The following is a 25,738-nucleotide window of genomic DNA, read 5'->3' as shown; positions in this document are numbered from 1 at the left end:
CTTAGGTCGCCCTTTTTTATGCCTGCCATCCATGGCAGCTTCCCTGCGGGCCGTCGCTACGCGACGTTAAAAATGTTTCCCGACCATTTTTATGGCCTGGATTTGTGAAGGGGATTTACGCCGCGTGCGCATCTTCCGGGCTGCGCGGTGATTCGATGCGCAGGTAGCTGTCGAGTTTGGCCTGCTGCGCCGGAGTAGTGAACAGGCCGAGTTTGCTGCGCCGCCAGAGAATGTCATCTGCCTGCATGGCCCATTCTTCCTGGCACAGGTAGTCGACTTCACGGCTGTAGAGGCCGCCGCCCAGGTGTTCGCCAAGGTCGCTAAGGTTGCTCACGCCTTTGAGCATCACCCAGCTGCGGCTGCCATAGCTGCTGGCCCAGCGCCGCGCGAGAGAGGTGGGCAGCCAGCCGAAGCGGGCGCACAGCGCTTCCACCAAGGCGCTCTGGCTGTCCAGTTGCTCCGCGCCAGGTAGCAGGCTGCTGGCGGTCCAGCTTGGCCCCATCTTGGGAAAGAACGGCGCCAGTTGCGCCAGCGCCGACTCAGCGAGCTTGCGGTAGGTGGTGAGCTTGCCGCCGAACACCGAGAGCAGCGGTGCTTCGCCGGGGTGGCCAGAGAGTGACAGGGTGTAGTCGCGGGTGACCGCCGATGGGTCGTCCGACTCGTCGTCGCACAGCGGGCGTACGCCAGCGTAGGTGTGCAGGATATCGCTGCGCTGCAGTTGCTGCTTGAAGTGGGCGTTGACCACGTTCAGCAGGTAGTCGGTTTCTTCATCGGTGATCGCCACGTTGGCCGGGTCGCCCTGGTATTCGCGGTCCGTGGTACCGATCAGGGTGAAGCGCTCCTGATAGGGAATGGCGAAGACAATGCGGCGGTCTTCGTTCTGCAGAATGTAGGCCTGCTCGCCATCAAACAGGCGCGGCACGACGATATGGCTGCCCTGAATCAGGCGAATGCCGTAGGGCGATTCCTGTTTTAGGTCCTCGCGAATAAACCGCGCGACCCAAGGGCCGGCGGCATTGACCAGCGCGCGGGCACGAATCGAGAACAGGCTGCCGTCGCTGAGCTCCAGATGGATATGCCACAAGCCTTTGTTGCGCCGGGCGCTGACGCAGCGGGTGCGGCTGTGCACGTGAGCGCCTTGCTCGCGGGCAGCCATGGCGTTGAGTACCACCAGGCGGGCGTCATCGACCCAGCAATCGGAATATTCGAAACCGCGGGTGATCTCGGCCTGCAGCGGGCTGCCAGCACCGAAACGCAGGCTGCGCGAGCCTGCCAGCTTCTCGCGCTTGCCCAGGTGGTCATAGAGGAACAGCCCGGCACGGATCATCCAGGCCGGCCGCAGGTGCGGGCGGTGCGGCAGGATAAAACGCATGGGTTTGACGATATGCGGGGCCTTATTCAGCAGCACTTCACGCTCGGCCAGGGCTTCGCGCACCAGACGGAATTCGTAGTGCTCCAGATAGCGCAGGCCGCCGTGGATCAACTTGCTGCTGGCCGACGAGGTGTGTTGCGCCAGGTCGTCCTTTTCGCAAAGGAACACGGACAGGCCACGTCCCGCGGCATCGGCGGCAATCCCGACACCATTGATGCCGCCGCCGATCACGGCAAGGTCATAGACTTCAGCGAGTGGGGTGTTGCTGGCGGGACGAGTAGACATGGCGGCACCGAAAGTCAGTATTGAACTTAAAATGTTCACTTTCGAAAATATGCTAGTCGAATATGCACGGCTTCGCCACCCCGAAGTGCGCTTTCGCGCCCAGCGGTTGTGAGGAGTTGGTGGTGGGATGTCGGCCAGGCTGGTGCCAGGCGAGTGCTGGCGCTCTTACACCAGGTCGAGGTGTACTTTGTGTTCGGCGAGCAGGCGGTTGATCGCAGTGGACGGCGCAGCATCGGTAAATACTCGATCGACCAGGGCGACTGAGCCCAGGCGCACCACAGCGTTGCGGCCGAACTTGCTGGAGTCGACGGCCAGAAATACATGGCGCGCATTGTTGATAATCGCCTGGGAGACCCGTACTTCCTGGTAGTCGAAGTCGAGCAGGCTGCCGTCTTCATCGATGCCGCTGATGCCGACCAGGGCGAAGTCGACCTTGAACTGCTGGATAAAATCCACCGCCGCCTGGCCGACGATACCGCCATCGCTACGCACCGTACCGCCGGCCAGCAGTACTTCGAAGTCGGCTTTGGCGCTGAGCTGGGCCGCCACATGCAGGTTGTTGGTGATGATCTTCAGGCCCTTGTGGCCAAGCAGCTCACGGGCAATGGCTTCGGTGGTGGTGCCAATGTTGATGAAGAGCGAGGCGTGGTTGGGGATCTGTGTGGCGATGGCGGCAGCGATGCGCTGTTTTTCATCGCGCATCTGCCCGGCGCGCATGCTGTAGGCGGTGTTCTGCGTACTGGAGCTTTCACTGGCGGCACCGCCATGGGTGCGGCGCAGCAGGCCTTGCTCGGCGAGCTGATTGATGTCGCGGCGGATGGTTTGCGGGGTGACGGCAAACGCCTGGGCCAACTCGTCGATGCTGACATAGCCGCGTTCGCGGGCGAGTTCGAGAATGTCGTGCTGGCGGGGCGGCAGGGTCATGAAAACTCCTCGGAAGTGCGCGCCATTATAGGCTGCTGGTTTATAACATTTATGGCCTGCCATCCATGGCGGCCACCCTGTGGGCCGTCGCTTCGCGACGTTAAAAACTGCTCCCGGCAGTTTTTTTCGGCTAAGGATCCTCTGAAGTAGCCATGCATTTCTGGCTGACGTCAGCCTCTGCTGATTTCGAAAGTGATAAATCGATCAAAAACGATCAGATTACCGGCTCATTTCTGTGTTTTTAGCCGCCGCGAGCACCTCGCGGCAGCCATTTCCAGCATTACGGGCGCACCTCTCCTGCATTCGTCAGTAAATGTCGGCGCGCCATCCACAGATTTGACAGCGCGAATAAAGTCACCAGTTGCGCCGTGTTTTTGACCAGGCCACGGAAGCGCGTCTTCACATAACCGAACTGACGCTTGATCACCCGAAACGGATGCTCGACCTTGGCTCGCACTTGGGCCTTGGCCTTCTCGATTTTGCGCTTGGCTTTGTACAGCGCGCTGCGCTTACCGAGTTTCTTGTAAGTGCTACGCCGTGCTGCAACCTGCCAGATCACTTGACGGCCCTCATGCTCGGGGCGCTTCTCGACACCGGTATATCCGGCATCGGCCCCCACCATGTTTTCCTCGCCGTGCAGCAGCTTATCGACCTGGGTGACATCCGCCACGTTGGCGGCAGTACCCACCACGCTGTGCACCAAGCCAGACTCGTCATCCACCCCGATGTGCGCCTTCATGCCGAAGTAATACTGATTGCCTTTCTTGGTTGAGTGCATCTCAGGGTCACGCTTACCGTTCTTGTTCTTGGTTGAACTCGGCGCGTTGATCAGCGTGGCATCGACGATGGTGCCTTGGCGCAGCGACAAACCACGGTCACCCAGGTAGCCATTGATCACGGCCAGGATGCCGGCAGCCAGTTCGTGTGTTTCCAGCAAGCGGCGGAAGTTGAGGATGGTGGTTTCGTCAGGAATGCGCTCCAGAGTCAGCCCGGCAAACTGGCGTAGGATGGTGGTCTCGTACAGCGCCTCTTCCATCGCCGGATCGCTGTAACCGAACCAGTTTTGCATCAGATGCACTCGCAGCATCGCCATCAGCGGATAGGACGGTCGGCCGCCTTCACCCTTTGGATAATGCGGCTCGATCAAAGCGATCAACCCTTTCCATGGCACTACCCGATCCATCTCGATCAGGAACAATTCTTTGGGATGGTCTGAAGTAGCCATGTATTTCTGGCTGACTTCAGCCCCGCCGATTTTGAAAGCGGCAAATCGATCAAAAACGATCAGATTACCCATTCATTTCTGTGTTTTTAGCCGCCGCGAGTAGCTCGCGGCAGCCATTTCCCGCATTACAGGCGCACCTCTCCTGCATTGGTCAGTAAATGTCGGCGTGCCATCCACAGGTTCGACAGCGCGAACAGCGTCACCAGTTGCGCCGTGTTCTTGGCCAAGCCACGGAAGCGTGTCTTTACATAACTGAACTGACGCTTGATCACCCGGAACGGGTGCTCAACCTTGGCGCGCACCTGGGCCTTGGCCTTCTCGATCTTGCGTTTGGCTTTGTACAGCGGGCTGCTCTTACCCAGCTTCTTATAGGTGCTGCGGCGGGCAGCAACCTGCCAGATCACCTCGCGCCCATCATGTTCGGGGCGCTTTTCGACGCCGGTATAACCCGCATCGGCGCACACCACGTTTTCCTCGCCGTGCAGCAACTTGTCGACCTGAGTGACATCCGCCACGTTGGCCGCCGTGCCTACCACGCTGTGTACCAGCCCCGACTCGTCATCCACGCCAATGTGCGCCTTCATGCCGAAGTAGTATTGGTTGCCCTTCTTGGCCTGGTGCATCTCTGGGTCCCGTTTGCCGTCCTTGTTCTTGGTCGAACTCGGCGCATTGATCAGCGTGGCATCGACGATGGTGCCTTGGCGCAACGACAGGCCACGGTCGCCAAGATAGCCATTGATGACGGCCAGGATGCCGGCAGCCAACTCATGTTTCTCCAGCAGACGACGGAAGTTGAGGATGGTGGTTTCGTCGGGGATACGTTCCAGACTCAGCCCGGCGAACTGCCGCAGGATAGTGGTCTCGTACAGCGCTTCTTCCATCGCCGGGTCGCTGTAGCCGAACCAGTTCTGCATCAGGTGCACACGTAGCATCGCCATCAGCGGATAGGCCGGCCGACCGCCTTCACCCTTGGGGTAATACGGTTCGATCAGTGCGATCAAACCCTTCCACGGCACCACCCGATCCATCTCGATCAGGAACAACTCTTTGCGGGTCTGCTTGCGTTTGCCGGCGTACTCGGCATCGGCGAAGGTCATTTGCTTCATCGGAAAACTCGGCGGGTGGCGTCCGGGCATTTTGCCAAAATCAGGAAGTCTTATTCAGAGTTTCCTTTGCGGGTCTGCTTGCGCTTGCCGGCGTACTCGGCGTCGGCGAAGGTCATCTGCTTCATCGGAAAACTCGGCGGGTGGAGTGCGGATATTTTGCCAAAATCAGGAAGTCTTTTTCAGACCATCCCTAAGGTACGCCAACTTTGTCAGATTGTTTTCACATTCGAACATGACGCCTGCTATCGATCTGCTGAAAAAAGCCAAGGCTGCGCACCAGGTGCACAGTTATCACCACGATCCCAAGGCGGCTTCCTATGGCCTGGAAGCGGCGGAAAAGCTCAGTCTTGAGCCTGCCCGGGTATTCAAGACACTGCTGGCCGCCAGTGAAAAGGGCGAGTTGCTGGTGGCGGTGGCGCCAGTAGCCGGTACGCTTGATCTGAAAGCCTTGGCGCATGCCGCCGGGGTGAAGAAAGCCGATATGGCCGACCCAGCTGCTGCGCAGCGCGCTACCGGTTACCTGCTTGGCGGCATCAGCCCGCTGGGGCAGAAGAAGCGCCTGCGTACCTTTATCGATGAATCGGCGCAGCACTTCCCGAATATCTACGTCAGCGCCGGGCGGCGCGGCCTGGAGGTACAGCTGGAGGCCGGCGTGCTGGCGCAGCTGACCCAGGCGTTGTTTGCACCTATTGGTCGCGGCTAGTCGCCGCTCTACAACTTATAAAAACAAGGATATCTACATGTCTCATTACCTGCTTGCCATCGACCAGGGCACCACCAGCAGCCGGGCGATTGTCTTCAGTGCCCAAGGGCTGCCCGTGGCGCGTGCGCAGCAGGAGTTCAAACAGTACTTCCCGCAGGATGGCTGGGTTGAGCATGACGGCGAAGAGCTATGGCTGAGCACCCTCAAGGTCTGCCGTGAGGCGCTCAAGCAGAGCGGTCTGAGTGCCGGCGATGTGGCGGCCATCGGCATCACCAATCAGCGTGAGACCACCCTGGTGTGGGATGCGCAGACCGGTACACCGATCCATCCGGCGATTGTCTGGCAGGACCGGCGCACCGCCGACTATTGCGCCGAACTGAAAGACGCCGGGCATGAGGCAGCCGTGGCGGCAAAAACCGGGCTGCTGATTGACCCGTATTTCTCGGCCACCAAGCTGCGCTGGATTCTGCATAAAGTGCCTGGCGCCCTTGAGCGTGCCGAGCGTGGTGAATTGCGCTTTGGCACCGTGGATTCCTTCCTGCTGTGGCGCCTGACCGGTGGCAAGTCGCACAAGACTGACGCTAGCAACGCCTCGCGCACCCTGCTGTTCAACATCCACACCCAGCAGTGGGATGAAGAGTTGCTTAAGCTGTTCGAGATTCCCGCCAGTCTGCTGCCGGAGGTGCTTGATTGCGCCGCTGATTTCGGTATTACCGAAGCCAATTTGCTCGGCGCCGCCATTCCGGTGTTGGGCATGGCCGGTGATCAGCAGGCGGCACTGATCGGTCAGGCGTGTTTCGAGCCCGGCATGGTCAAAAGCACCTATGGCACCGGCTGTTTCATGATCCAGAACACCGGCAACACACCGGTCACCTCGAAAAACCGCCTGCTTACCACCGTGGGCTATCGGCTAAATGGCCAGGTCACCTATGCGGTGGAAGGCAGTATCTTTGTCGCTGGCGCCGCCGTGCAGTGGCTGCGCGACGGCATCAAGCTGATCAGCCATGCCCGCGATACCGAAGCGATGGCCGAGCAGACCGGTGATGCCTGCGGCGTGTACCTGGTGCCGGCCTTTACCGGCCTGGGCGCGCCGTACTGGGACCCGAAAGCCCGTGGTGCAATCTTCGGCCTGACCCGCGATACCGGGATCAAGGAAATCGTCACCGCCGGCTTGCAGTCGGTGTGTTATCAGACCCGTGATCTGCTCGAAGCCATGCGCCAGGACGGCGCGGCCGAACCGAGTGCGCTGCGGGTCGATGGCGGCATGGTGGAAAACAACTGGGTCATGCAGTTTCTTGCCGACATTCTTGGTGTACCGGTAGAACGCCCGGAAGTTACGGAAACTACGGCGCTTGGCGTGGCCTATCTGGCAGGTCTGCAGGCCGGGCTTTATAAGGATTTGGCGAGTATTGCCCGGCATTGGCACCGTCAGCAGCGGTTCGATCCGCGCATGGCTGACAGTCACCGCAGCAAGCTCTATGACGGTTGGCTGGATGCGGTGAACAGGGTGCGCAGCGAAGGTTGATTCTGTTGTGTAGGAGCCCGCTTGCCGGCGATCACGCAAGGCAGCTGGCTCCTACAAGGTGGATCAGGAACCTGCCAGCATCACCCCTTCGTATTGATTAGTCAGTTCATGCATCTGCCACAGCAGGGTTTCGGTGGTGGTGGAGATGATTGTCGGTACATAGCGCGAGTCGTTCGCGAGGTTGAACCCGGCGCGGGTAAAGCGCCATTGTGCTTCGGCCTGGCTCAGGCCTTTGCTTATTTGTGCGGTGTTCTGGCTGGCCTGCTGCAACGCGTGCAGCGCGACATCAAACTCACTGACAGCTTGCTCGAAGCTCTGTTGCAGGTTGCTAATCGGCAAGTGCCAACTCATGGCCAGATACAGCGCGGCAATGCGTTGGCTGAGCATCCGTTGACGCCCGCTACGGTTTATCAGGGCGGCGCTCTGGGCGCCGCTGTGGCGTTCCAATAGCAGCACCAGATGTTCACTCTGCGCGAGCAGTTGATCGCTCAACTGCAGAACCAATAACGCTTGTTGTTTGTCCGGACGTGACAGGGCCAGCTCACGGTAACGCTGCCAGGTTTGTCCTGCGTCATCCAACGCCGCACGAATGTCCGCGGTGGGTGCGTATTCGCTGAGGGCGAGGTAGTTGCTCTCGAATTTGGCGATGCTTTGGTCGAGTTGCTGTTCGGCTTGCTCGGGGCGAACCTCGGCGCCGATCATCAAGTAGGTTTTGGCAATACGCTGGCTAAGCATGCGCTGCATGCCCGAGAGGTTCATTGATTCGGCGGCGCTGATAACTGCCCAGCTGCTGGGGCTGAACAGGCTTAGGCTAAGCAGTAGGCCAAAGAATATGGGTTTGAGCATGATGAGTCTCCTGAAAACCCGCGGCTGAGTCGCCGCGGGCATAGCGCAAAGGCCCCCTGCAGAGGCCAGGATCGTCAGTAGCTGTATTGCAACTGCACCCACAACTTATCGGTGTCCACGGCAAAGTCGTCGGCGTCGTAGCTGGCGTACTTGACCAGGCCGACCAAACCCTTCACACCAGGGATCGGATGGGCATAGGAAAGGTCGATTTCTTCGCCGTACTGGCTGCTGCCTTTTTCGGCACGGAAGTCGTGGTACCAGGCCGCCAGGGTGCCGCCCAGCAGTGGCGCGCTGGCGCCGACGTAGGCGTCTTTGATGCCGTTGGCTGGGGTCAGCAGAAAGATGTCGGCCCAGCCCTGGAACGCATGCTTGGTCGCCAGCGGCGTTTGGAAGGCGCGGTTGCCTGGGTCCTCGTCGCCCCCCAGTACTTCGTAGCCGCCCTTGAGTGTCACGCCTTTGATGATGTAGCCCAGCTCGGCCAGGTAATAGTCGCTGTCCAAGTCCAAGGGGTTGTCGGCGTACTCGGTTTGCTGAGCGTATTCCAGCACGTAGCTCACGCCGGCGACGGCACCATTGAGGCGCACGCCAGTGGTCTTGCTCGACTGGTTGCCGGCGGCCAAATTGTCCAGGCCTAGACGGTACTGGTAGGCGGTGGCTGTCAGCTCGGGCATGAGCACGTATTGAGCGTTGAGCAGGTGACTGTGGCCTTCGATATTGGCTGGGTTGCCCGCCGTGTCGTATTTACCATTGCCGGGGCCGAAGATGCTGTTGATGTTGTCGATATAGGCGTAGGTCAGGGTCAGCCCGCCCAGCGGCTTGAGCTGAGCCAGGGCACCGTCGTAGGTCTGCTCGTTCTGCCGCCAGGCCACGCCGCCGATAAAGCGCTGATTGTCCAGATTGATGCGCTGGCGGCCGAGTACCGCGCTGCCGTACTGGTGGTCGTAGCGCAGCAGGGCCTGGTTGATCTCGCTGCCATCCGGGTCGGCGACCACCGAGTATTCGCTCTGGCCGTTGCGGGTTTCGTTGTAGCTGGCGTCGCCGATGCGGCTGACGTTGTCGGCCTCGATCAGCGCCGACAGGCCGTACCACTTACCGCTCTGTACGCCGACGCGGGTGCGCAGGGTCTGGGCGTTGGCGTGCTTGAGGGCGTTGTCCTGGTCGACATGCTCATAGCGGTAGCGTGCGTCGAGAATCGGCTTGGCCTCGCTGAACAGCTTGCTGAAGTCTTCTTCGGCGAGGGCGGCGTGGCTGAGGGTGGTGCCGGCAATGGCCAGCGACAGCAGAGACAGTTTCATCATGCGCATAGCGGTCTTCCTGTAAGCCAAAAAACGCAAAAAAAAACGCCACAGCGCCCATGTCTCGAAAGGAGAGGGTGCTATGACGTCGTTGTCGGTTGAGTGGCAGACACGCCGTTGTGCTGACCGGGGTGGCTCATAGCAGGCGGCGTGCCAGGATTTATAAGCTGCTGACTTTTGAAGAATTAGTGAATTTTTAAGAATCTTTGGCGATTAGCCTGTGCACTGTCGCTGCCCGCCGCGCATTCGGACAGTGCAGCTGTACTGGCGCAATCGTCGGCCGCTGTAGTGGGCATGCGTTGGTGTGCTGCGGCATGCTCTGCGCCATCACCGATAAGGAGTGTCGCCCCATGCAACTTGAATTTCACCAGATCGATGCCTTTGCCACGCAGCCATTTACCGGTAATCCAGCGATGGTCTATCGCCTGGGCCGCTGGCTTGACGACGCGCTGATGCAGCAGATTGCCGCCGAGCACAACCTGGCGGAAACCGCTTTTGTGGTGAAGGAGGGGGCGGCCTGGCATATCCGCTGGTTTACCCCAGCGGCGGAAGTGCCGTTGTGCGGCCATGCCACCCTGGCCAGTGCCCATGTGCTGTTCAAGGTTTACGGTGAGCCGGGTGATGTGCTTGATTTCACCTGTTTGTCCGGCGCGCTGCGGGTCAGCCGCGTAGGTACCAAGCTGGTACTGGATTTCCCTGTGCGCCGTGCGCAATCGTGCGACTTACACGCAGAAGTTGAGCAGGCCCTGGGCTTGCCGGTAGAGCGCGTGCTGGCGTTGCATGGGGGGCAGGGGATTCAGGAACTGCTGGCGATTTTGCCTAGCGAGGCGGCGGTGCGGGCTTATCAGCCGGACCTGGCCGCTGTTGCCTCGTTGCCGGGGTTGGGCTTGCTGATCAGCGCCCCCGGTGAGCAGCATGACTTCGTCTCGCGCTATTTCGCCCCCTCCATCGGCGTTAATGAAGACCCGGTAACCGGTTCGACCCACTGCATCCTTACCCCCTACTGGGCGCAGCGTCTGGACAAGACCCGGCTCAGCGCCTTCCAGTGTTCGGCGCGCGGCGGCGAGTTGCATTGTGAGCTGGTCGGTGAGCGTGTGCAGATCGCCGGCCAGGCGTTGTTGATCGCCAGTGGCCGGTTGCTGTTGGAGTAGGTCAGCTGTCGCTGCTGTAGCGACGCACACCGGATTCACCCAGGTTGACCTGGGCGGCGATGCTGCCGGGGGCGGGGAATACTACTAGATGGTCGGCAGCGACACGGATGCCGACCTGCTGGCCGGGCAGGTGATCGGCATGGCTGGGGAAGATCGATTCCAGCTGACTGCCGGTGGGCAGTTGCAGGCGATAGAGCGTTGCTGCACCGAGGAATGTTTTACCGACGATCAAGGCTTTTTGCGCGCTGTCGGGGTCGTAGACGATGTCGTCCGGGCGCAGCAGCACGTCCACCGCGCTGCCGATGGGCCAGGTGTAGGCCCGGTTGCCGCGAATCAGGCCCAGTTCGGTTTGTACCGAGTCTGGGCCGAGCAGCTGGCCGCGAATAAAGTAGCCCTGACCGATAAAACTCGCGACAAAGGGCGTTAGCGGTTCGTGGTAGAGGTTGAATGGAGTGTCCCACTGCTCCAGCTTGCCTTCCTTGAATACGCCGACGTGATCGCTGACGGCGAAGGCTTCTTCCTGGTCATGGGTCACCAGAATCGCGCTGGTGCCCCGGGCTTTGAGAATGTCGCGCACCTCATGGCTCAAGCGCCGACGCAGCTCGCCATCCAGATTGGAAAACGGCTCATCAAGCAGCAGCAGTTGTGGTTCCGGTGCCAGGGCGCGGGCCAGGGCTACGCGTTGCTGTTGGCCGCCGGACAGCTCGTGCGGGTAGCGTTTGCCGAGGTGGCCAAGTTTGACCAGCTCCATCAGCTCCTGGGTAACCCGCTCGCAATTGGCTTGCTTGCGGATGCCGAAGCCGATGTTCTCGGCCACGCTCAGGTGCGGGAACAGCGCGTAATCCTGGAATACCATGCCGATTCGGCGTTTCTCGGGGGCCAGGGTAAAACCGGCCTTGGAGATAACCTGATCAGCCAGCTGGATCTCGCCTTCCAGCACCGGCTCAAAACCGGCGATGGCACGCAGTGTGGTGGTCTTGCCGCAACCCGAAGGGCCGAGCAGGCAACCGATATCGCCGGCATTCAGATGCAGATTGAGGTTCTGCACCACCTTGTGTCCGGGGTAGCCGCAGCTCAGGTCACGCAGGTTCAGCAGCGGCTGGCTCATGCGTGGTGGTACGCCGGCTCAACCAGAAACTCGAGCAGCGCCTTCTGTACATGCAGGCGGTTTTCCGCTTGATCCCAGGCGGCCGAGCGCGGGTCATCGAGCAGATCTTCGCTGATTTCCTCGCCACGGTGAGCCGGCAGGCAGTGCAGGAACAGCACGTCGTCGGCGGCGGCATCCAGCAGTGCACGGTTGACCTGGTAGGGCTGGAACAGCTTGAGGCGTTCGGCGGCTTCGTCTTCCTGACCCATCGAGGCCCACACGTCGGTGCTTACCAGGTGTGCGCCGGCAACGGCGGCAAGCGGGTCACGCGTTATCTGCACACGGTCGCCTGCTGCGGCGAGGAATTTGGCGTTTGGCTCATAGCCCTCAGGGCAGGCGACGCGCAGTTGGAAGTCGAACTGCATGGCCGCTTCTATATAGGAGTTGCACATATTGTTGCCGTCGCCGATCCAGGCCACGGTCTTGCCCTTGATGCTGCCGCGATGCTCCTGATAGGTCTGCATGTCGGCCAGCAGTTGGCAGGGGTGCAGGTCATCGGACAGGCCGTTGATCACCGCGACCCGTGAGTTGGCGGCAAATTCGGTCAGGGTGCTGTGGGCGAAGGTGCGGATCATCACCGCATCAAGCATGCGCGACATGACGATGGCCGCGTCGCCAATCGGCTCGCCACGGCCCAGCTGAGTGTCACGTGGCGAGAGGAAGATGGCCTGGCCGCCAAGCTGGATCATGCCGGCTTCGAACGACAGGCGGGTGCGGGTCGAGGCCTTCTCGAAGATCATGCCCAGTACGCGATTCTTCAGCGGCTCGAAGAGTACGCCGCGGTTGCGCAAGTCCTTCAGCTCCATGCCGCGGCGGATCAGGCTCACCAGTTCGTCCGGTGTGCAATCCATCAGCGAGAGAAAGTGTCTTGCGCTCATCGTTAACTACCTTTTGACAGCTGGGCGCAGGTTCAATGGCCTAATTAAATAGAAGAAACGGCAGAACCTGCGGCTGGGGGGCCGCACTATGCGACGAAACGGGGAAGTCGCGATCTTATAAGCAAACGCCGATCAGGCGCAAATTGCCTGCTGCTTTCAGGCGCGTGGTATTGGTGCGAGAACCATTCATCTGCTGACCTGATGCCGCGCAATTCACGTAGCGAACCCTGCTGGCGCAGGTCTGCACCAGCCGCCATAGTCATGTTTTTACGGTGCTCAGTGCATCGCGTTAAAACAAGAGGCCCGGCCATGACCAAGACCCTCCACCACCGTGCATGCCATCTCTGCGAAGCCATCTGTGGCCTGACCATTGAGACCGAACTGCAGGACGACGGCTCCACGCAGATCCGCTCAATCAAGGGCGATGCGCAGGACAGCTTCAGCCGTGGCCATATTTGCCCCAAAGCCGTGGCACTGCAGGATATCCAGAGCGATCCTGACCGCCTGCGTCAGCCCATGCGCCGGGTGGGCAATGAGTGGCAGTCCATCGAGTGGGATGAAGCCTTTGAACTGGTGGCCGAGCGCCTGAGCACGATCCAGGCGCGGCATGGGCAGAACGCCGTGGCGGTGTATCAGGGTAATCCGAGCGTGCACAACTACGGCCTGATGACCCACAGCAACTACTTCCTTGGCCAACTGAAAACCCGCAACCGTTATTCCGCCACCTCGGTCGATCAGCTGCCGCATCACTTGACCAGCCACCTGATGTACGGCCATGGCCTGCTGATTCCGATTCCGGATATCGACCACACCGACTTTATGTTGATTCTCGGCGGCAACCCGCTGGCTTCCAACGGCAGCATCATGACCGTACCGGACGTGGAAAAGCGCCTGAAGGCTATCCAGAAACGCGGCGGCAAGCAGGTGGTGGTTGACCCGCGGCGCAGTGAAACCGCTGCGATTGCCGACCAGCATGTATTTGTCCGTCCCGGCCAGGATGCTGCGCTGCTGTTCGGCCTGCTCAATACCCTGTTTGAAGAAAACCTTGGCCGCGTCAGTCATCTGACCGTCGATGGGTTAGATGACGTGCGTCAGGCGATTGCCGGCTTTACCGCCGAAGCTATGAGCACCCGCTGCGGCGTGCCAGCGCAGACGATTCGCCAGTTGGCGCGAGACTTTGCCGCTGCCGAGTCGGCTGTTTGTTATGGCCGGATGGGTGTTTCTACCCAGGCCTTCGGCACGTTGTGTCAGTGGCTGGTGCAGTTGATCAATCTGGTCACCGGCAATCTTGATCGAGTGGGCGGCGTGCTCTGCACCGAGCCGGCCGTGGACCTGGTGGCCTCGACGTCTGGCGGGCATTTCAATCGTTGGCAGAGTCGGGTGTCCGGCTTGCCGGAATACGGCGGCGAGTTGCCGGTGTCGGCCCTGGCCGAGGAAATGCTCAGCGAGGGCGAAGGGCAGGTGCGCGCGCTGGTCACGGTGGCGGGCAACCCGGTGCTGTCCACCCCCAACGGTCGGCAGCTGGAACAGGCGTTGTATGGTCTGGAGTTTATGCTCAGCATCGACTTCTACATCAACGAAACCACCCGCTATGCTGACCTGATCCTGCCGCCGACCGGGCCGCTGGAACACGACCACTACGACACCACCTTTAATATGTTCGCGGTGCGTAATGTCACTCGCTTCAATGAAGCGGTGCTGGCCAAGCCTGCCGGCACGCTGCATGACTGGGAAATTTTCGTCGGCCTGGCCAAGGCCTTTGCTGTCAAGACTGGCGTGGAACTCAAACCGACCATGGCGCCTGAGCAGATGATCGACATGGGCCTGCGCTTTGGCAGCTACGGCGACAAGTCGGAGCATAAGCTGTCATTGGCTACGCTGCGTGAGCACCCGCATGGTCTCGACCTAGGTGCGCTCAAGCCGAACCTGGCGGGTCGCCTGAAAACTGCCAACAAGCAAATTCAGGCGGCGCCAGCGGTGATCATGGACGACCTGCAGCGCTTTGCTGAACAGCCGACGGCCAAGGCGGATGAGCTGCTGCTGATCGGTCGACGTCATGTGCGCAGCAATAACTCCTGGATGCACAACTACCACCGCCTGGTTAAGGATCCTCTGAAGTAGCCATGCATTTCTGGCTGACGTCAGCCTCTGCTGATTTCGAAAGTGATAAATCGATCAAAAACGATCAGATTACCGGCTCATTTCTGTGTTTTTAGCCGCCGCGAGCACCTCGCGGCAGCCATTTCCAGCATTACGGGCGCACCTCTCCTGCATTCGTCAGTAAATGTCGGCGCGCCATCCACAGATTTGACAGCGCGAATAAAGTCACCAGTTGCGCCGTGTTTTTGACCAGGCCACGGAAGCGCGTCTTCACATAACCGAACTGACGCTTGATCACCCGAAACGGATGCTCGACCTTGGCTCGCACTTGGGCCTTGGCCTTCTCGATTTTGCGCTTGGCTTTGTACAGCGCGCTGCGCTTACCGAGTTTCTTGTAAGTGCTACGCCGTGCTGCAACCTGCCAGATCACTTGACGGCCCTCATGCTCGGGGCGCTTCTCGACACCGGTATATCCGGCATCGGCCCCCACCATGTTTTCCTCGCCGTGCAGCAGCTTATCGACCTGGGTGACATCCGCCACGTTGGCGGCAGTACCCACCACGCTGTGCACCAAGCCAGACTCGTCATCCACCCCGATGTGCGCCTTCATGCCGAAGTAATACTGATTGCCTTTCTTGGTTGAGTGCATCTCAGGGTCACGCTTACCGTTCTTGTTCTTGGTTGAACTCGGCGCGTTGATCAGCGTGGCATCGACGATGGTGCCTTGGCGCAGCGACAAACCACGGTCACCCAGGTAGCCATTGATCACGGCCAGGATGCCGGCAGCCAGTTCGTGTTTTTCCAGCAAGCGGCGGAAGTTGAGGATGGTGGTTTCGTCAGGAATGCGCTCCAGAGTCAGCCCGGCAAACTGGCGTAGGATGGTGGTCTCGTACAGCGCCTCTTCCATCGCCGGATCGCTGTAACCGAACCAGTTTTGCATCAGATGCACTCGCAGCATCGCCATCAGCGGATAGGACGGTCGGCCGCCTTCACCCTTTGGATAATGCGGCTCGATCAAAGCGATCAACCCTTTCCATGGCACTACCCGATCCATCTCGATCAGGAACAATTCTTTGCGGGTCTGCTTGCGCTTGCCGGCGTACTCGGCGTCGGCGAAGGTCATCTGCTTCATCGGAAAACTCGGCGGGTGGAGTGCGGATATTTTGCCAAAATCAGGAAGTCTTTTTCAGACCATCCTTAAAGGCAAGCCGCGCCATCAGCTGCTGATGCACCCGGCGGATCTGAGCCAGCGCGGACTGACCGATGGCCAGTTGGTGCGCGTGCGTTCGCGGGTCGGGGTGATTGAAGTGGAAGTGGCCGCCAGTGAAGACATGATGGCCGGCGTGGTCAGCCTGCCGCATGGCTGGGGGCATGCGCGGCCCGGTGTGCAGATGAGCATCGCCAGTGAACAGCCAGGTGCCAGTGCCAATGATCTGACTGATGAGCGGCAACTTGATGTCCTGTCCGGCAATGCGGCGTTGAACGGGGTGCCGGTACAGGTTGAGGCTGCTTGAGCAGGTCTTATCTGGCTTGAGGAAAGTGCCTGGGAAGGCCGAGCATTGCGCTCGGCTTTTCGCTACAATGCCGCCACCGTGCCGACCCGTGAGTCGGGAAGTTAAGTCCTGAGGTGCCCAATGGATATCATCGAAACCATCAAAGAGCAGATCGCTAAGAATACCGTTCTGCTGTACATGAAAGGCTCGCCGAACGCTCCGCAGTGCGGCTTTTCCTCCAAGGCTGCGCAGGTTGTGATGGCCTGTGGCGAGAAATTCGCCTACGTCGACATCCTGCAAAACCCGGAAATCCGCGCCAACCTGCCTAAATACGCCAACTGGCCAACCTTCCCACAGCTGTGGGTCGGCGGTGAGCTGGTCGGCGGCAGCGACATCCTCGCGGAAATGTTTGACAAGGGTGAGCTGCAGACCCTGATCAAAGATGCCGTGCAGAAAGCCGACGCCTAAGTTAAGCAGGCTGCATAAACAACAAACCCCGCCAAGTGCGGGGTTTGTTGTTTATGGCGAAAGTGTTTGGCTTATTCGTCCATCTGCGATTGCAGATAATTCTGCAGGCCCACGGCTTCGATCAGGCTGAGTTGGGTTTCCAGCCAGTCGATGTGGTCTTCCTCGGAGCAGAGGATTTCTTCCAGTAGTTCGCGGCTGGCGTAGTCGCCGATGCTTTCGCAATAGGCAATCGCCGCTTTCAGATCAATGTGCGCCTTGTGTTCGATCTTCAGGTCGCACTCCAGCATTTCCTTGGTGTTTTCACCGATCAGGATCTTGCCGAGGTCTTGCAGGTTAGGCAGGCCTTCGAGGAACAGGATGCGCTTGATCAGCTTGTCCGCATGCTTCATCTCGTCGATGGACTCGTGGTACTCGTGCTCGCCGAGTTTCTTCAGGCCCCAGTCTTCGTACATGCGTGCGTGCAGGAAGTACTGGTTGATCGCGACCAGCTCGTTACCGAGGATCTTGTTCAGATGCTGGATGACCTTCTTGTCGCCTTTCATGTCTGCGTCTGCCTTGTAGGGGAGGTAGCGTCAAATTCTGGGCCGATGGTTTTCGGCTGTCAAACCTAAGTGTTTGAATTTAAAGTTAAAACTAATATGAATACGAATGCTTAAGTTCTACGCTTGGGCGTTAAGGTATTGAATTTCAGGCATAAAAAAACCGGACACTAGGTCCGGTTCTTTTATATCGCTAAATATTAGGCGGCAACAAAGTTTGCTGGGTAGGCCATGGCCGCTTGGCTGCTCTGCACTTCACTCAGGGTGTCCCGTACCACTTGCTTGGCCAGACAGGCGCATTTGCCGCATTGGCTGGCAACGCCGAGGGTGGCGCGCACATCACGATAGCTGCAGCAGCCTTCGTAGATGGCTTCGCGGATCTGGCCGTCAGTAACACCTTCACAGAGACACACGTACATATTAAGGCTCGTGGCAGGGCAGTGGTTCGTGCGATGGATACTAATGTTAATGAGAATGCTTGTCAAAGCTGTGTGTGGATGATTGCGGATTGCCAGACGGGCGGTTGCGGGCAGGAGCTGGCGCCGTGGTGATCATATAGCTTGCAGTTGTGGTCTTCCGTGTGAGCGGCAATTAGGCCAGACCCGCTTGCCGCTTGCTTGCCCAAAGACGGAAAGCGCTTGCCGCTTTGCCGCTCCTATCGTGATATTTATCAATCAAGCTATTGATAAATAAGGCGAAAATATTTTGGTACAGGCGTTGCATATGGTCTTGCACGGAAAGTAGCAACACCAACCGGCAAAGGTTTCTGGCCATGAGCATCAGTTTCGATCGGGCACTCGGCATCCATGAACAGGCACTGGGCTTTCGCGCTCAGCGTGCCGAGGTGTTGGCTAACAACATCGCCAACGCCGACACGCCGCACTACAAGGCGCGCGATCTGCAGTTCGCCACTGTGCTGGCTGAGCAAAACGCGAAGAACCAGCGCGGCCAGGTGAGCCTGAATCGGACTGACAGCCAGCATATTCCTGCGGATGGCGTGATCGTCGGGGATGCCAGCTTGGCGTATCGCACCCCGTTCCATCCCTCGATTGATCAGAACACCGTCGACCTGCAGATCGAACAGTCCAATTACGCCGAGAACTCGGTGCAGTTCCAGGCCAGCTTTACCTTTCTCAACAGCAAATTCAAAGGGCTGGTCAACGCCCTGCGCGGCGAATAACAGGAGCCTGATGCCATGTCACTTGCCAGTGTTTTCAATATCGCCGGAATGGGGATGAGCGCGCAGAGCACTCGTCTGAACACTATCTCCAGCAACATTGCCAACGCCGAGACGGTTTCCTCGAGCATTGATCAGACCTATCGCGCGCGTCATCCGGTGTTTGTCACCGTGTACCAGTCGGCGCAGGACGGTGATCGTGGTTCGCTGTTTGCCGATCAGGACAACGCTGGTGTGGGCGTGCAGGTGCTCGGTGTGGTCGAGGATCAAAGCAGCCTGATGCCGCGTTATGAGCCTAACCATCCAGCAGCTGATGCGGGCGGCTACGTGTATTACCCCAATGTCAATGTGGTGGAAGAAATGGCCGACATGATTTCTGCTAGTCGGGCTTTTCAGACCAACACGGAAATGATGAACACAGCCAAGCAGATGATGCAGCGCGTATTGACCCTGGGTCAGTAAGCCAACGGAAAAGGAGTGTAATCCCATGAGTACTGTTGGCGATGTCAGTGGTTCGGCACTGGATCAATACCAGATCAAGAACGAGACCAAGACAAACAAGGACCTGGGCAAGAATGAGTTCCTCAACTTGCTGGTGGCCCAGTTGAATAACCAGAACCCGCTGGAGCCGCAAGGCAATGGTGAGTTTATCGCCCAGCTGGCGCAGTTCAGCCAGGTAGAAGGGATCGAGAAGCTGAACGCCAGCATGGGTTCGCTGCTGACCGGCTATCAGTCGTCCCAGGCGCTGCAGGCGTCCTCGTTGGTCGGGCGCAAGGTAATTGTCCCGAGCGACAAGGCGGTGGTTGATACCAGCGAGAGCTTCAAGGCCAGCCTGGTATTGCCGGTCAGCAGCAGCAACGTCTACGTCAATATCTATGACAAGGCTGGCGCTGCGGTAGGGCGCGTCAATCTGGGTGAGCAGGCGGCCGGCAATGTCAGCTTTATCTGGGATGGCAAGGATTCCAACGGCAATCTGTTGCCGCCCGGCACTTACAAGTTCGAGGCGCAGGCCACCTACGCCGATGGCACCAAGGGCCTCTACACCATGCTGCCGGCCAACGTCGACAGCGTGACCCTGGGTGGCAAGGAGTTGATGTTGAACCTGGCTGGGCTTGGCAGCGTGCCAATGTCGCAAGTCCAGGTAATCGGTCAGTAACTAGCAGGTTTTTAGCCGCCGGCTTTCCGGCAAAGGAGTCTTCCATGGGTTTCAATATCGGTCTTAGCGGTCTACGTGCGGCGACCAGTGACCTTAACGTGACCGGTAACAACATCGCCAACGCCGGGACTGCCGGTTTCAAGCAGTCGCGTGCCGAGTTTGCCGATGTTTATGCCGCCTCCGTGCTGGGTTCCGGCTCGAACCCGCAGGGCAGTGGCGTGCTGTTGGCGGATGTGTCGCAGCTGTTCAATCAGGGCAATATCAATTACACGCAAAACGCCCTGGACCTGGCCATCAACGGTAATGGCTTCTTCGTCACCAGCAACAATGGCGAGGTCAGCTACACCCGTGCCGGTTACTTCGGCACTGACCGTGAAGGCTTTATGGTCAACAACTTCGGCTACCGGCTGCAGGGCTATGCGGTTGATGCCAGCGGCAACCTGCAGAACGGCGTGGTCGATGACCTGCAGATCCAGACTGCCAGCCAGGAGCCGCGTGCAACCGAGAGCATCCTGCAGACGTTCAACGTCAACTCGACCAATGTGCGGCCGACCAATGCCGGCACCATGGCCGCTCCGACCTTCGATCCTACCGACCCGCTGTCCTATAACTCCTCGACCTCGCTGAATATCTATGACAGTCAGGGTAACTCCCATGTCATGACGCAGTATTTCGTCAAGGATGCGGCGCCGGCCAACAACAGCTGGACCATGCATGTGCTGATCGACGGGGTAAACCCGCGTGACCCCACCAGCACGCGACCTTTCAGTTATGACTTGAAATATGACGCGGCGGGGCAGCTGGCGACGCCGGCATTTACCCCGCTGGCAGGCATCCCGCCCAACGCCGCCCTGGATGCGCCGGCCATCCCGGTGGGTACGGTGAATGGCGTGATTCCCTATGCCCAGGCTGACTGGATTCCGGCCGAGCGTGACCCGGTCACCGGCAACCTGGTGCCCAATGGGGCCGACAGCGCCACCGCCGGCTTTACCTTCGACGTGCGCGGTTCCACGCAGTTTGCCAGTGCCTTTGCTGTTAGTAGCGTCAGCCAGGACGGCTACACCACCGGCCAGCTGTCAGGGCTGGAGATTGACGACACCGGGGTAATCTTTGCCCGTTACACCAACGGTCAATCGCGGGTGCAAGGGCAGGTGGTACTGGCCAACTTCGCCAACGTGCAGGGGCTGACGTCGGTTGGCAAGACCGCCTGGGTGCAGTCGTTCCAGTCGGGTGAGCCGGTGGTCGGTACACCGCGTAGTGGCACCCTGGGTGCGCTGCAGTCGGGGGCGCTGGAGGACTCCAATGTCGAACTGTCGGATCAGTTGGTTAACCTGATCGTGGCGCAGCGCAACTATCAGGCCAACGCCAAGACCATCGAGACCGAGAGTGCGGTGACCCAGACCATTATCAACCTGCGTTGATAAGTGGCGTTGTCTGCGGCAGGCAAGCCGTCTGCCGCAGGCGGCAAGACTACGCCGTTCAGGTTGTACAGAGGCTCCTTCGGGAGCCTTTTGTTTTTTAAAAATTCATAAATATCAGTTGCTTATGGTTATTTTTCGAGTGTGGCATAGCTATTGCTTCATAGTCTGCATAGAGCAGCGGGCGGCAAGCCCAACTCGGAGAATTACCATGGATAAGATGCTGTACGTTTCCATGACTGGTGCCCACAACAACACCCTGGCCCAGCGTGCCCACGCCAACAACTTGGCGAATATCTCGACCAGCGGCTTTCGTCGCGATTTCGAGCAGGCGCGCTCCATGCCGATCTTTGGTGACAGTTATCCGTCGCGGGTCTATGCGATGAGTGAGCGCCCGGGTACCGATTTCACGCCTGGCTCGCTGCAGGAAACCGGTCGCGATCTGGATGTGGCGGTTGGCGGCAAGGGCTGGCTGGCAGTACAGGCACCCGATGGCACTGAAGCCTACGTGCGCACCGCCAGCCTGAACGTTGACGCCCTGGGTGTGCTGCGTACCGGCAATGGCTTGCCGGTGATGGGCAACGCGGGGCCGATTGCCGTGCCGCCAGAGCAGAAGATCGAGATCGGCAAGGACGGCACCATTAGCATTCGCGCCCTGGGCGAAGACCCCAATGTGCTGGCCGAGGTTGACCGTTTGAAGCTGGTCAACCCCGATCCCAAGCAGATGGAGAAGGGCGTCGACGGGATGATCCGCTTCAAGGGGCAGGGCCCGGTGTTGGCGGATGCCAATATGGAGGTCACCTCGGGCTTTCTCGAATCGAGCAACGTCAATGCCGTGGAAGAGATGACCGCGATTCTCTCCCTGTCCCGCCAATTCGAACTGCAAGTGAAGATGATGCGTACTGCCGAGGACAACTCGGCGGCGATGGCTCGCGTCTTGCAGATGACCTAATTATCAGCACGCGGCGTCGTTAAAACGACGCCCGAGGAGAATCGATATGCTTCCTTCACTGTGGGTCAGCAAGACCGGTCTGTCCGCTCAGGACATGAACCTGACCACCATTTCCAACAACCTGGCCAACGTCTCGACCACCGGCTTCAAGCGTGATCGCGCCGAGTTCGAGGACTTGCTGTATCAGATCCGTCGCCAACCTGGTGGCCAGTCCAGTCAGGACAGCCAGCTGCCTACCGGCCTGCAATTGGGTACCGGGGTGCGGATTGTCGGTACGCAGAAGATTCATACCCAGGGCAGCCTGCAGACCACCGAGCAGCCGCTGGACATGGCGATCAACGGTCGCGGTTTCTTCCAGGTGCTGCTGCCTGACGGTACGGTTTCCTATACCCGTGATGGCAGTTTTCACCTCAACTCCGATGGCCAGGTGGTGACGTCCAATGGCTATGCCCTGGAGCCGGCCATCGTGCTGCCTAACGAGGTACGCACCTTTATCGTGGGCGAGGATGGCACTGCATCGGTGACCACCGCCGGCAACCCGCAGCCGCAGATCGTGGGCAACCTGCAAACCGCCGACTTTATCAACCCGGCGGGCCTGGAAGCGATCGGCAACAACCTGTTCCTCGAGACCGCCGCCAGCGGTGCACCGCAGGTCGGTACGCCTGGTTTGAATGGCCTGGGCGTGATGCTGCAGAACACTCTGGAAAACTCCAACGTCAGCGTGGTCGAGGAGCTGGTGAACATGATCACCACCCAGCGCGCCTATGAAATGAACTCCAAAGTCATTTCCACTGCTGACCAGATGCTCGGTTTTCTTTCGCAGAATCTTTGATAGGTAAGGCCGGTTAGTCGCGCTGCGGTTGGCCTGGCTTTGGATACAGCAAGGAATCGCTTGAACGGGTGCTGGTGACTCAGGTTACGCACCACCCCAGACAACGCATGAGGTAGTAGATATGAACCGGCTGATAATCATAAGTGCACTGCTTGGCCCCCTGGCTTTGAGCGGCTGCATGGCTCCCGCGCCTAAGCCGGATGATCCCTATTACGCTCCGGTGATGCCGCGTACTCCGCTGCCGGCGGCGCAGAACAATGGTTCGATCTATCAGGCCGGTTTCGAGAATAGTCTGTTCGGTGATCGCAAGGCTTATCGGGTGGGTGACATCATCACCATCACTCTGAATGAGCGCACCCAGGCCAGCAAGAACACCAACAGTCAGATCAGCAAAGACAGCTCGGCCAACCTCGGCGTGCCCAATCTGTTTGGTATGACGGTGGCACCGAAAAACCCACTGGCAGGCCTTAGTGCCTTGGGCATGACCAATGACACTCTGGGCCTGGATGCTAGCTTCGATGCCACGCGTTCGGCGGATGGTTCTGGTCAGGCCGGGCAGAGTAATAGCCTGACCGGTTCGATCACCGTTTCGGTGGCTGAAGTGATGCCCAACGGCATTCTGCTGGTGCGCGGGGAGAAGTGGATGACCCTTAACACCGGCGATGAGCTGGTGCGGATTGCCGGGCTGGTGCGGGCGGATGATATTGCCACCGACAATACCGTGTCTTCGACTCGGATTGCCGATGCACGCATCACCTACTCGGGTACCGGCGCCTTTGCCGATGCCAGTCAGCCGGGCTGGATGAGTCGTTTCTTTCTTAGCCCAATGTGGCCGTTCTGAGGATGGCCACTATGACGCTTCCCAAATACCTAGTGGTTGTAGCCGCCTTGCTGATGGCGTCGCTGGCTCAGGCCGAGCGGCTCAAAGACCTGGCCAGCATTCAGGGCGTGCGCACCAACCAGTTGATCGGTTACGGCCTGGTGGTTGGTCTTAACGGCAGTGGTGACCAGACCACGCAGACGCCGTTCACCGTGCAAACCTTCAACAACATGATGGCGCAGTTCGGCATCAAGGTGCCGCAGGGTGGCAACGTGCAGTTGAAGAACGTTGCCGCAGTGTCGATCCATGCTGACCTCCCGGCGTTCGCCAAGCCCGGGCAGACCATCGACATCACCGTGTCCTCCATCGGTAATGCCAAGAGTCTGCGCGGTGGCAGCCTGCTGATGACGCCGCTCAAGGGTATCGACGGCAATGTCTACGCAATTGCCCAGGGCAATCTGGTGGTCGGTGGTTTTGACGCCGAAGGCGGCGACGGTTCGCGGATTACTGTCAACGTACCGTCGGCTGGGCGCATTCCTGGCGGCGCGACGGTTGAACGACCGGTGCCAAGCGGTTTCGATCAGGGCAATACCCTGACCCTCAACCTTAATCGTCCGGATTTCACCACCGCCAAGAATATCGTCGACCATATCAACGAGCTGCTTGGCCCTGGCGTGGCCCAGGCCGTCGATGGCGGCTCGATTCGGGTTAGCGCGCCGCTCGATCCTGGGCAGCGGGTGGACTACCTGTCGATTCTGGAAAATCTCGAAGTCGAAATCGGTCAGGCTGTGGCCAAGGTCATCATCAACTCGCGCACCGGCACCATCGTGATTGGTCAGAACGTGCGCGTGCAGCCTGCCGCAGTGACCCACGGCAGCCTGACCGTAACCATTACCGAAGACCCGATTGTCAGCCAGCCGGAAGCACTGTCTGGCGGTCAGACCGCCGTGGTGCCGCGCTCGCGGGTGAATGCTGATGAAGAAGCCAAGCCGATGTTCAAGTTCGGCCCGGGGACCACGCTGGATGAAATCGTCCGCGCGGTGAATCAGGTAGGCGCTTCGCCTTCCGACCTTATGGCCATCCTGGAGGCGCTTAAGCAAGCCGGCGCTCTGCAGGCTGATCTGATCGTGATTTAAGGGAGCACACGCCATGGACTCTCGCCTTTCAGCCGGTTTGCTCGGCGGCACCAGCACTGTCGACAGTGGTGCCTATAACGATCTCAATCGCCTCAACCAGTTCAAGGTCGGCGGCGACAGCGAAAAGAACATCAAGAAGGTGGCTCAGGAGTTCGAGTCGCTGTTTCTCAATGAAATGCTCAAGGCCATGCGCTCGGCCAACGAAGTGTTCGGTGAAGGCAACTTCATGAACAGCAACGAGAGCAAGACCTATCAGGACATGCACGACCAGCAGTTGTCCGTGACCCTGTCCAACCACCAGAACGGCATCGGCCTGGCCGATGTGCTGGTGCGGCAGATGTCGAAGATCAAGAGTGCGGACAGTCGTCCCAATCCGTTTGCCCAGGTGAATGAGCCGGTGCCGAATGCGCCGAGCAAGCCACTGGCCAAGGTCGACAGCACGCGTGACGATACGTTATTGATCAACCAGCGACGTTTGGCTCTGCCGGGCAAGCTGACTGATCGTCTGCTGGCGGGCATCGTGCCATCGGCTGCTGCCGCCGATGGCCAGCCTCTGGCACAGAACGACTGGATTCCCGCCAAGGCCTTTGCCGCCCCCGCCGATACCGCGCTGGGTCTGAGCGGCATGGATGCGATCACCGGTCGGCGTATTGCCCAGCCGCCACTGGCGCCAGGCAAAGCCGCGTTCGGTTCTAAGGATGAGTTTATTGTTGCCATGTTGCCAATGGCGGAGAAGGCTGCCGAGAAGATTGGCGTCGATCCGCGTTACCTGGTGGCTCAGGCCGCGCTGGAAACCGGTTGGGGCAAATCGATCATTCGTCAGCAGGACGGCAGCAGTAGCCACAACCTGTTCGGCATCAAGACTCACAAGGCCTGGGAAGGTGACTCGGCGCGGGTGCTCACCACTGAGTTCAAGGGTGGCAAGGCAGTCAAAGAAGCGGCCTCGTTCCGCGCTTATGAGTCCTTTGCCCACAGCTTTGAAGACTACGTGAGTTTCCTGCAGGGCAATGGCCGCTACGAGAAGGCCCTGGCCAATACCGACAAGCCTGAGCAGTTCGCCCGAGAGTTGCAGAAAGCCGGTTACGCCACCGACCCGCAGTATGCTCGCAAGATTGCCCAGGTAGCGCGGCAGATGCAGACCTATCAGACGGTTGCGGCCGTCAGTACGCCGTCCACCAACGGATGATGAA

The 25,738-nt window shown here is 59.4% G+C and carries 24 protein-coding genes and 2 pseudogenes; 15 read left to right on the top strand and 11 right to left on the bottom strand.

All coding sequences use genetic code 11. The annotated features are described in order from the left end of the window. Positions 1-115: 115 nt before the first annotated feature. The 4 genes from glpD to BLW24_RS24335 form a co-directional block, all read right to left on the bottom strand. Entirely contained in the window at positions 116-1,657 is a 1,542-nt protein-coding gene (gene glpD / locus BLW24_RS24350; RefSeq protein ID WP_090387572.1) for a glycerol-3-phosphate dehydrogenase, read from the bottom strand. A 165-nt stretch (positions 1,658-1,822) separates the two neighbouring features. Next, positions 1,823-2,581: a DeoR family transcriptional regulator gene (locus BLW24_RS24345; RefSeq protein WP_090387571.1), complete on the bottom strand. Its 759-nt coding sequence runs from the start codon at positions 2,579-2,581 to the stop codon at positions 1,823-1,825. A 280-nt stretch (positions 2,582-2,861) separates the two neighbouring features. Continuing rightward, positions 2,862-3,806, bottom strand: coding sequence for an IS5 family transposase (locus tag BLW24_RS24340; protein WP_090387867.1), 945 nt, complete (start codon positions 3,804-3,806; stop codon positions 2,862-2,864). A 125-nt stretch (positions 3,807-3,931) separates the two neighbouring features. Beyond that, positions 3,932-4,912, bottom strand: coding sequence for an IS5 family transposase (locus BLW24_RS24335; RefSeq protein WP_090375425.1), 981 nt, complete (start codon positions 4,910-4,912; stop codon positions 3,932-3,934). Between the two features lie 232 nt (positions 4,913-5,144). Between BLW24_RS24335 and ybaK the strand changes: the two genes are divergently transcribed. Both ybaK and glpK read left to right on the top strand, forming a co-directional pair. After that, entirely contained in the window at positions 5,145-5,615 is a 471-nt protein-coding gene (gene ybaK, locus BLW24_RS24330) for a Cys-tRNA(Pro) deacylase (RefSeq protein ID WP_090387570.1), read from the top strand. A gap of 37 nt (positions 5,616-5,652) precedes the next feature. Next, positions 5,653-7,140: a glycerol kinase GlpK gene (gene glpK, locus BLW24_RS24325; RefSeq protein WP_090387569.1), complete on the top strand. Its 1,488-nt coding sequence runs from the start codon at positions 5,653-5,655 to the stop codon at positions 7,138-7,140. A 63-nt stretch (positions 7,141-7,203) separates the two neighbouring features. Here the strand turns inward: glpK and BLW24_RS24320 are convergent, their stop codons facing one another. Together BLW24_RS24320 and BLW24_RS24315 are read right to left on the bottom strand one after the other, a co-directional pair. Continuing rightward, entirely contained in the window at positions 7,204-7,986 is a 783-nt protein-coding gene (locus tag BLW24_RS24320) for a type IV pili methyl-accepting chemotaxis transducer N-terminal domain-containing protein (RefSeq protein ID WP_090387568.1), read from the bottom strand. A 74-nt stretch (positions 7,987-8,060) separates the two neighbouring features. Continuing rightward, positions 8,061-9,290 carry a hypothetical protein gene (locus BLW24_RS24315; RefSeq protein ID WP_090387567.1) on the bottom strand — a complete coding sequence of 410 codons (1,230 nt, stop codon included), beginning with the start codon at positions 9,288-9,290 and terminating at the stop codon, positions 8,061-8,063. Positions 9,291-9,631: 341 nt separating this feature from the next. Between BLW24_RS24315 and BLW24_RS24310 the strand changes: the two genes are divergently transcribed. After that, on the top strand, positions 9,632-10,432 hold the full coding sequence (locus BLW24_RS24310; protein ID WP_090387566.1) for a PhzF family phenazine biosynthesis protein: 801 nt from the start codon (positions 9,632-9,634) through the stop codon (positions 10,430-10,432). Position 10,433: 1 nt separating this feature from the next. Here the strand turns inward: BLW24_RS24310 and BLW24_RS24305 are convergent, their stop codons facing one another. Both BLW24_RS24305 and argF read right to left on the bottom strand, forming a co-directional pair. Then, complete coding sequence (locus tag BLW24_RS24305; protein WP_090387565.1) at positions 10,434-11,540, bottom strand: ABC transporter ATP-binding protein; 1,107 nt, start codon at positions 11,538-11,540, stop codon at positions 10,434-10,436. Continuing rightward, positions 11,537-12,457, bottom strand: coding sequence for an ornithine carbamoyltransferase (gene argF, locus BLW24_RS24300; RefSeq protein ID WP_090387564.1), 921 nt, complete (start codon positions 12,455-12,457; stop codon positions 11,537-11,539). The genes BLW24_RS24305 and argF overlap by 4 nt, the downstream gene beginning before the upstream one ends. Before the next feature lie 309 nt (positions 12,458-12,766). Here argF and BLW24_RS24295 point away from each other — a divergent pair. Next, positions 12,767-14,563 (top strand): annotated as a pseudogene (locus BLW24_RS24295) (molybdopterin-dependent oxidoreductase); the annotation flags it as partial. 145 nt (positions 14,564-14,708) lie between these two features. On the opposite strand, the gene BLW24_RS24290 reads toward BLW24_RS24295, so the two are convergent. Next, positions 14,709-15,689, bottom strand: a complete 981-nt coding sequence (locus BLW24_RS24290; protein ID WP_090375326.1) for an IS5 family transposase — start codon at positions 15,687-15,689, stop codon at positions 14,709-14,711. Between the two features lie 64 nt (positions 15,690-15,753). Between BLW24_RS24290 and BLW24_RS24285 the strand changes: the two are divergent. After that, positions 15,754-16,071 (top strand): annotated as a pseudogene (locus BLW24_RS24285) (molybdopterin dinucleotide binding domain-containing protein); the annotation flags it as partial. A gap of 120 nt (positions 16,072-16,191) precedes the next feature. Continuing rightward, complete coding sequence (gene grxD, locus BLW24_RS24280; protein WP_090387563.1) at positions 16,192-16,518, top strand: Grx4 family monothiol glutaredoxin; 327 nt, start codon at positions 16,192-16,194, stop codon at positions 16,516-16,518. Between the two features lie 71 nt (positions 16,519-16,589). Here the strand turns inward: grxD and bfr are convergent, their stop codons facing one another. Both bfr and BLW24_RS24270 read right to left on the bottom strand, forming a co-directional pair. After that, complete coding sequence (gene bfr / locus BLW24_RS24275) at positions 16,590-17,060, bottom strand: bacterioferritin (RefSeq protein ID WP_090248283.1); 471 nt, start codon at positions 17,058-17,060, stop codon at positions 16,590-16,592. Between the two features lie 197 nt (positions 17,061-17,257). Beyond that, positions 17,258-17,476, bottom strand: coding sequence for a bacterioferritin-associated ferredoxin (locus tag BLW24_RS24270; protein ID WP_090387562.1), 219 nt, complete (start codon positions 17,474-17,476; stop codon positions 17,258-17,260). Between the two features lie 353 nt (positions 17,477-17,829). Here BLW24_RS24270 and flgB point away from each other — a divergent pair, with 353 nt between their 5' ends. The 9 genes from flgB (at position 17,830) to flgJ (ending at position 25,734) form a co-directional block, all read left to right on the top strand. Beyond that, on the top strand, positions 17,830-18,237 hold the full coding sequence (gene flgB, locus BLW24_RS24260) for a flagellar basal body rod protein FlgB (RefSeq protein ID WP_090387560.1): 408 nt from the start codon (positions 17,830-17,832) through the stop codon (positions 18,235-18,237). A 15-nt stretch (positions 18,238-18,252) separates the two neighbouring features. Then, positions 18,253-18,696, top strand: a complete 444-nt coding sequence (flgC, locus tag BLW24_RS24255) for a flagellar basal body rod protein FlgC (protein ID WP_090387559.1) — start codon at positions 18,253-18,255, stop codon at positions 18,694-18,696. Positions 18,697-18,721: 25 nt separating this feature from the next. Beyond that, positions 18,722-19,390: a flagellar hook assembly protein FlgD gene (gene flgD, locus BLW24_RS24250; protein ID WP_090387558.1), complete on the top strand. Its 669-nt coding sequence runs from the start codon at positions 18,722-18,724 to the stop codon at positions 19,388-19,390. Positions 19,391-19,434: 44 nt separating this feature from the next. Beyond that, on the top strand, positions 19,435-20,811 hold the full coding sequence (gene flgE / locus BLW24_RS24245; RefSeq protein WP_090387557.1) for a flagellar hook protein FlgE: 1,377 nt from the start codon (positions 19,435-19,437) through the stop codon (positions 20,809-20,811). A 208-nt stretch (positions 20,812-21,019) separates the two neighbouring features. Next, positions 21,020-21,760 carry a flagellar basal body rod protein FlgF gene (locus BLW24_RS24240; protein WP_090387556.1) on the top strand — a complete coding sequence of 247 codons (741 nt, stop codon included), beginning with the start codon at positions 21,020-21,022 and terminating at the stop codon, positions 21,758-21,760. 46 nt (positions 21,761-21,806) lie between these two features. Further along, complete coding sequence (flgG, locus tag BLW24_RS24235) at positions 21,807-22,592, top strand: flagellar basal-body rod protein FlgG (RefSeq protein WP_090387555.1); 786 nt, start codon at positions 21,807-21,809, stop codon at positions 22,590-22,592. A gap of 121 nt (positions 22,593-22,713) precedes the next feature. Next, a complete protein-coding gene (flgH, locus tag BLW24_RS24230; RefSeq protein WP_090387554.1) occupies positions 22,714-23,433 on the top strand; it encodes a flagellar basal body L-ring protein FlgH in 720 nt (239 codons plus the stop codon). Between the two features lie 11 nt (positions 23,434-23,444). Further along, positions 23,445-24,548 (top strand): flagellar basal body P-ring protein FlgI, encoded by a 1,104-nt coding sequence (locus tag BLW24_RS24225; protein WP_090387553.1) that lies wholly within the window; start codon positions 23,445-23,447, stop codon positions 24,546-24,548. A gap of 13 nt (positions 24,549-24,561) precedes the next feature. Beyond that, a complete protein-coding gene (flgJ, locus tag BLW24_RS24220; RefSeq protein WP_090387552.1) occupies positions 24,562-25,734 on the top strand; it encodes a flagellar assembly peptidoglycan hydrolase FlgJ in 1,173 nt (390 codons plus the stop codon). Positions 25,735-25,738 lie beyond the last annotated feature (4 nt).

Origin of the sequence: Pseudomonas anguilliseptica, assembly GCF_900105355.1 — a bacterium.
In the GTDB taxonomy this organism is placed as follows: Bacteria; Pseudomonadota; Gammaproteobacteria; order Pseudomonadales; family Pseudomonadaceae; genus Aquipseudomonas; species Aquipseudomonas anguilliseptica.
Note: the sequence above shows the minus strand (reverse complement) of the source record. Positions and strands in the feature narration are given on the sequence as shown.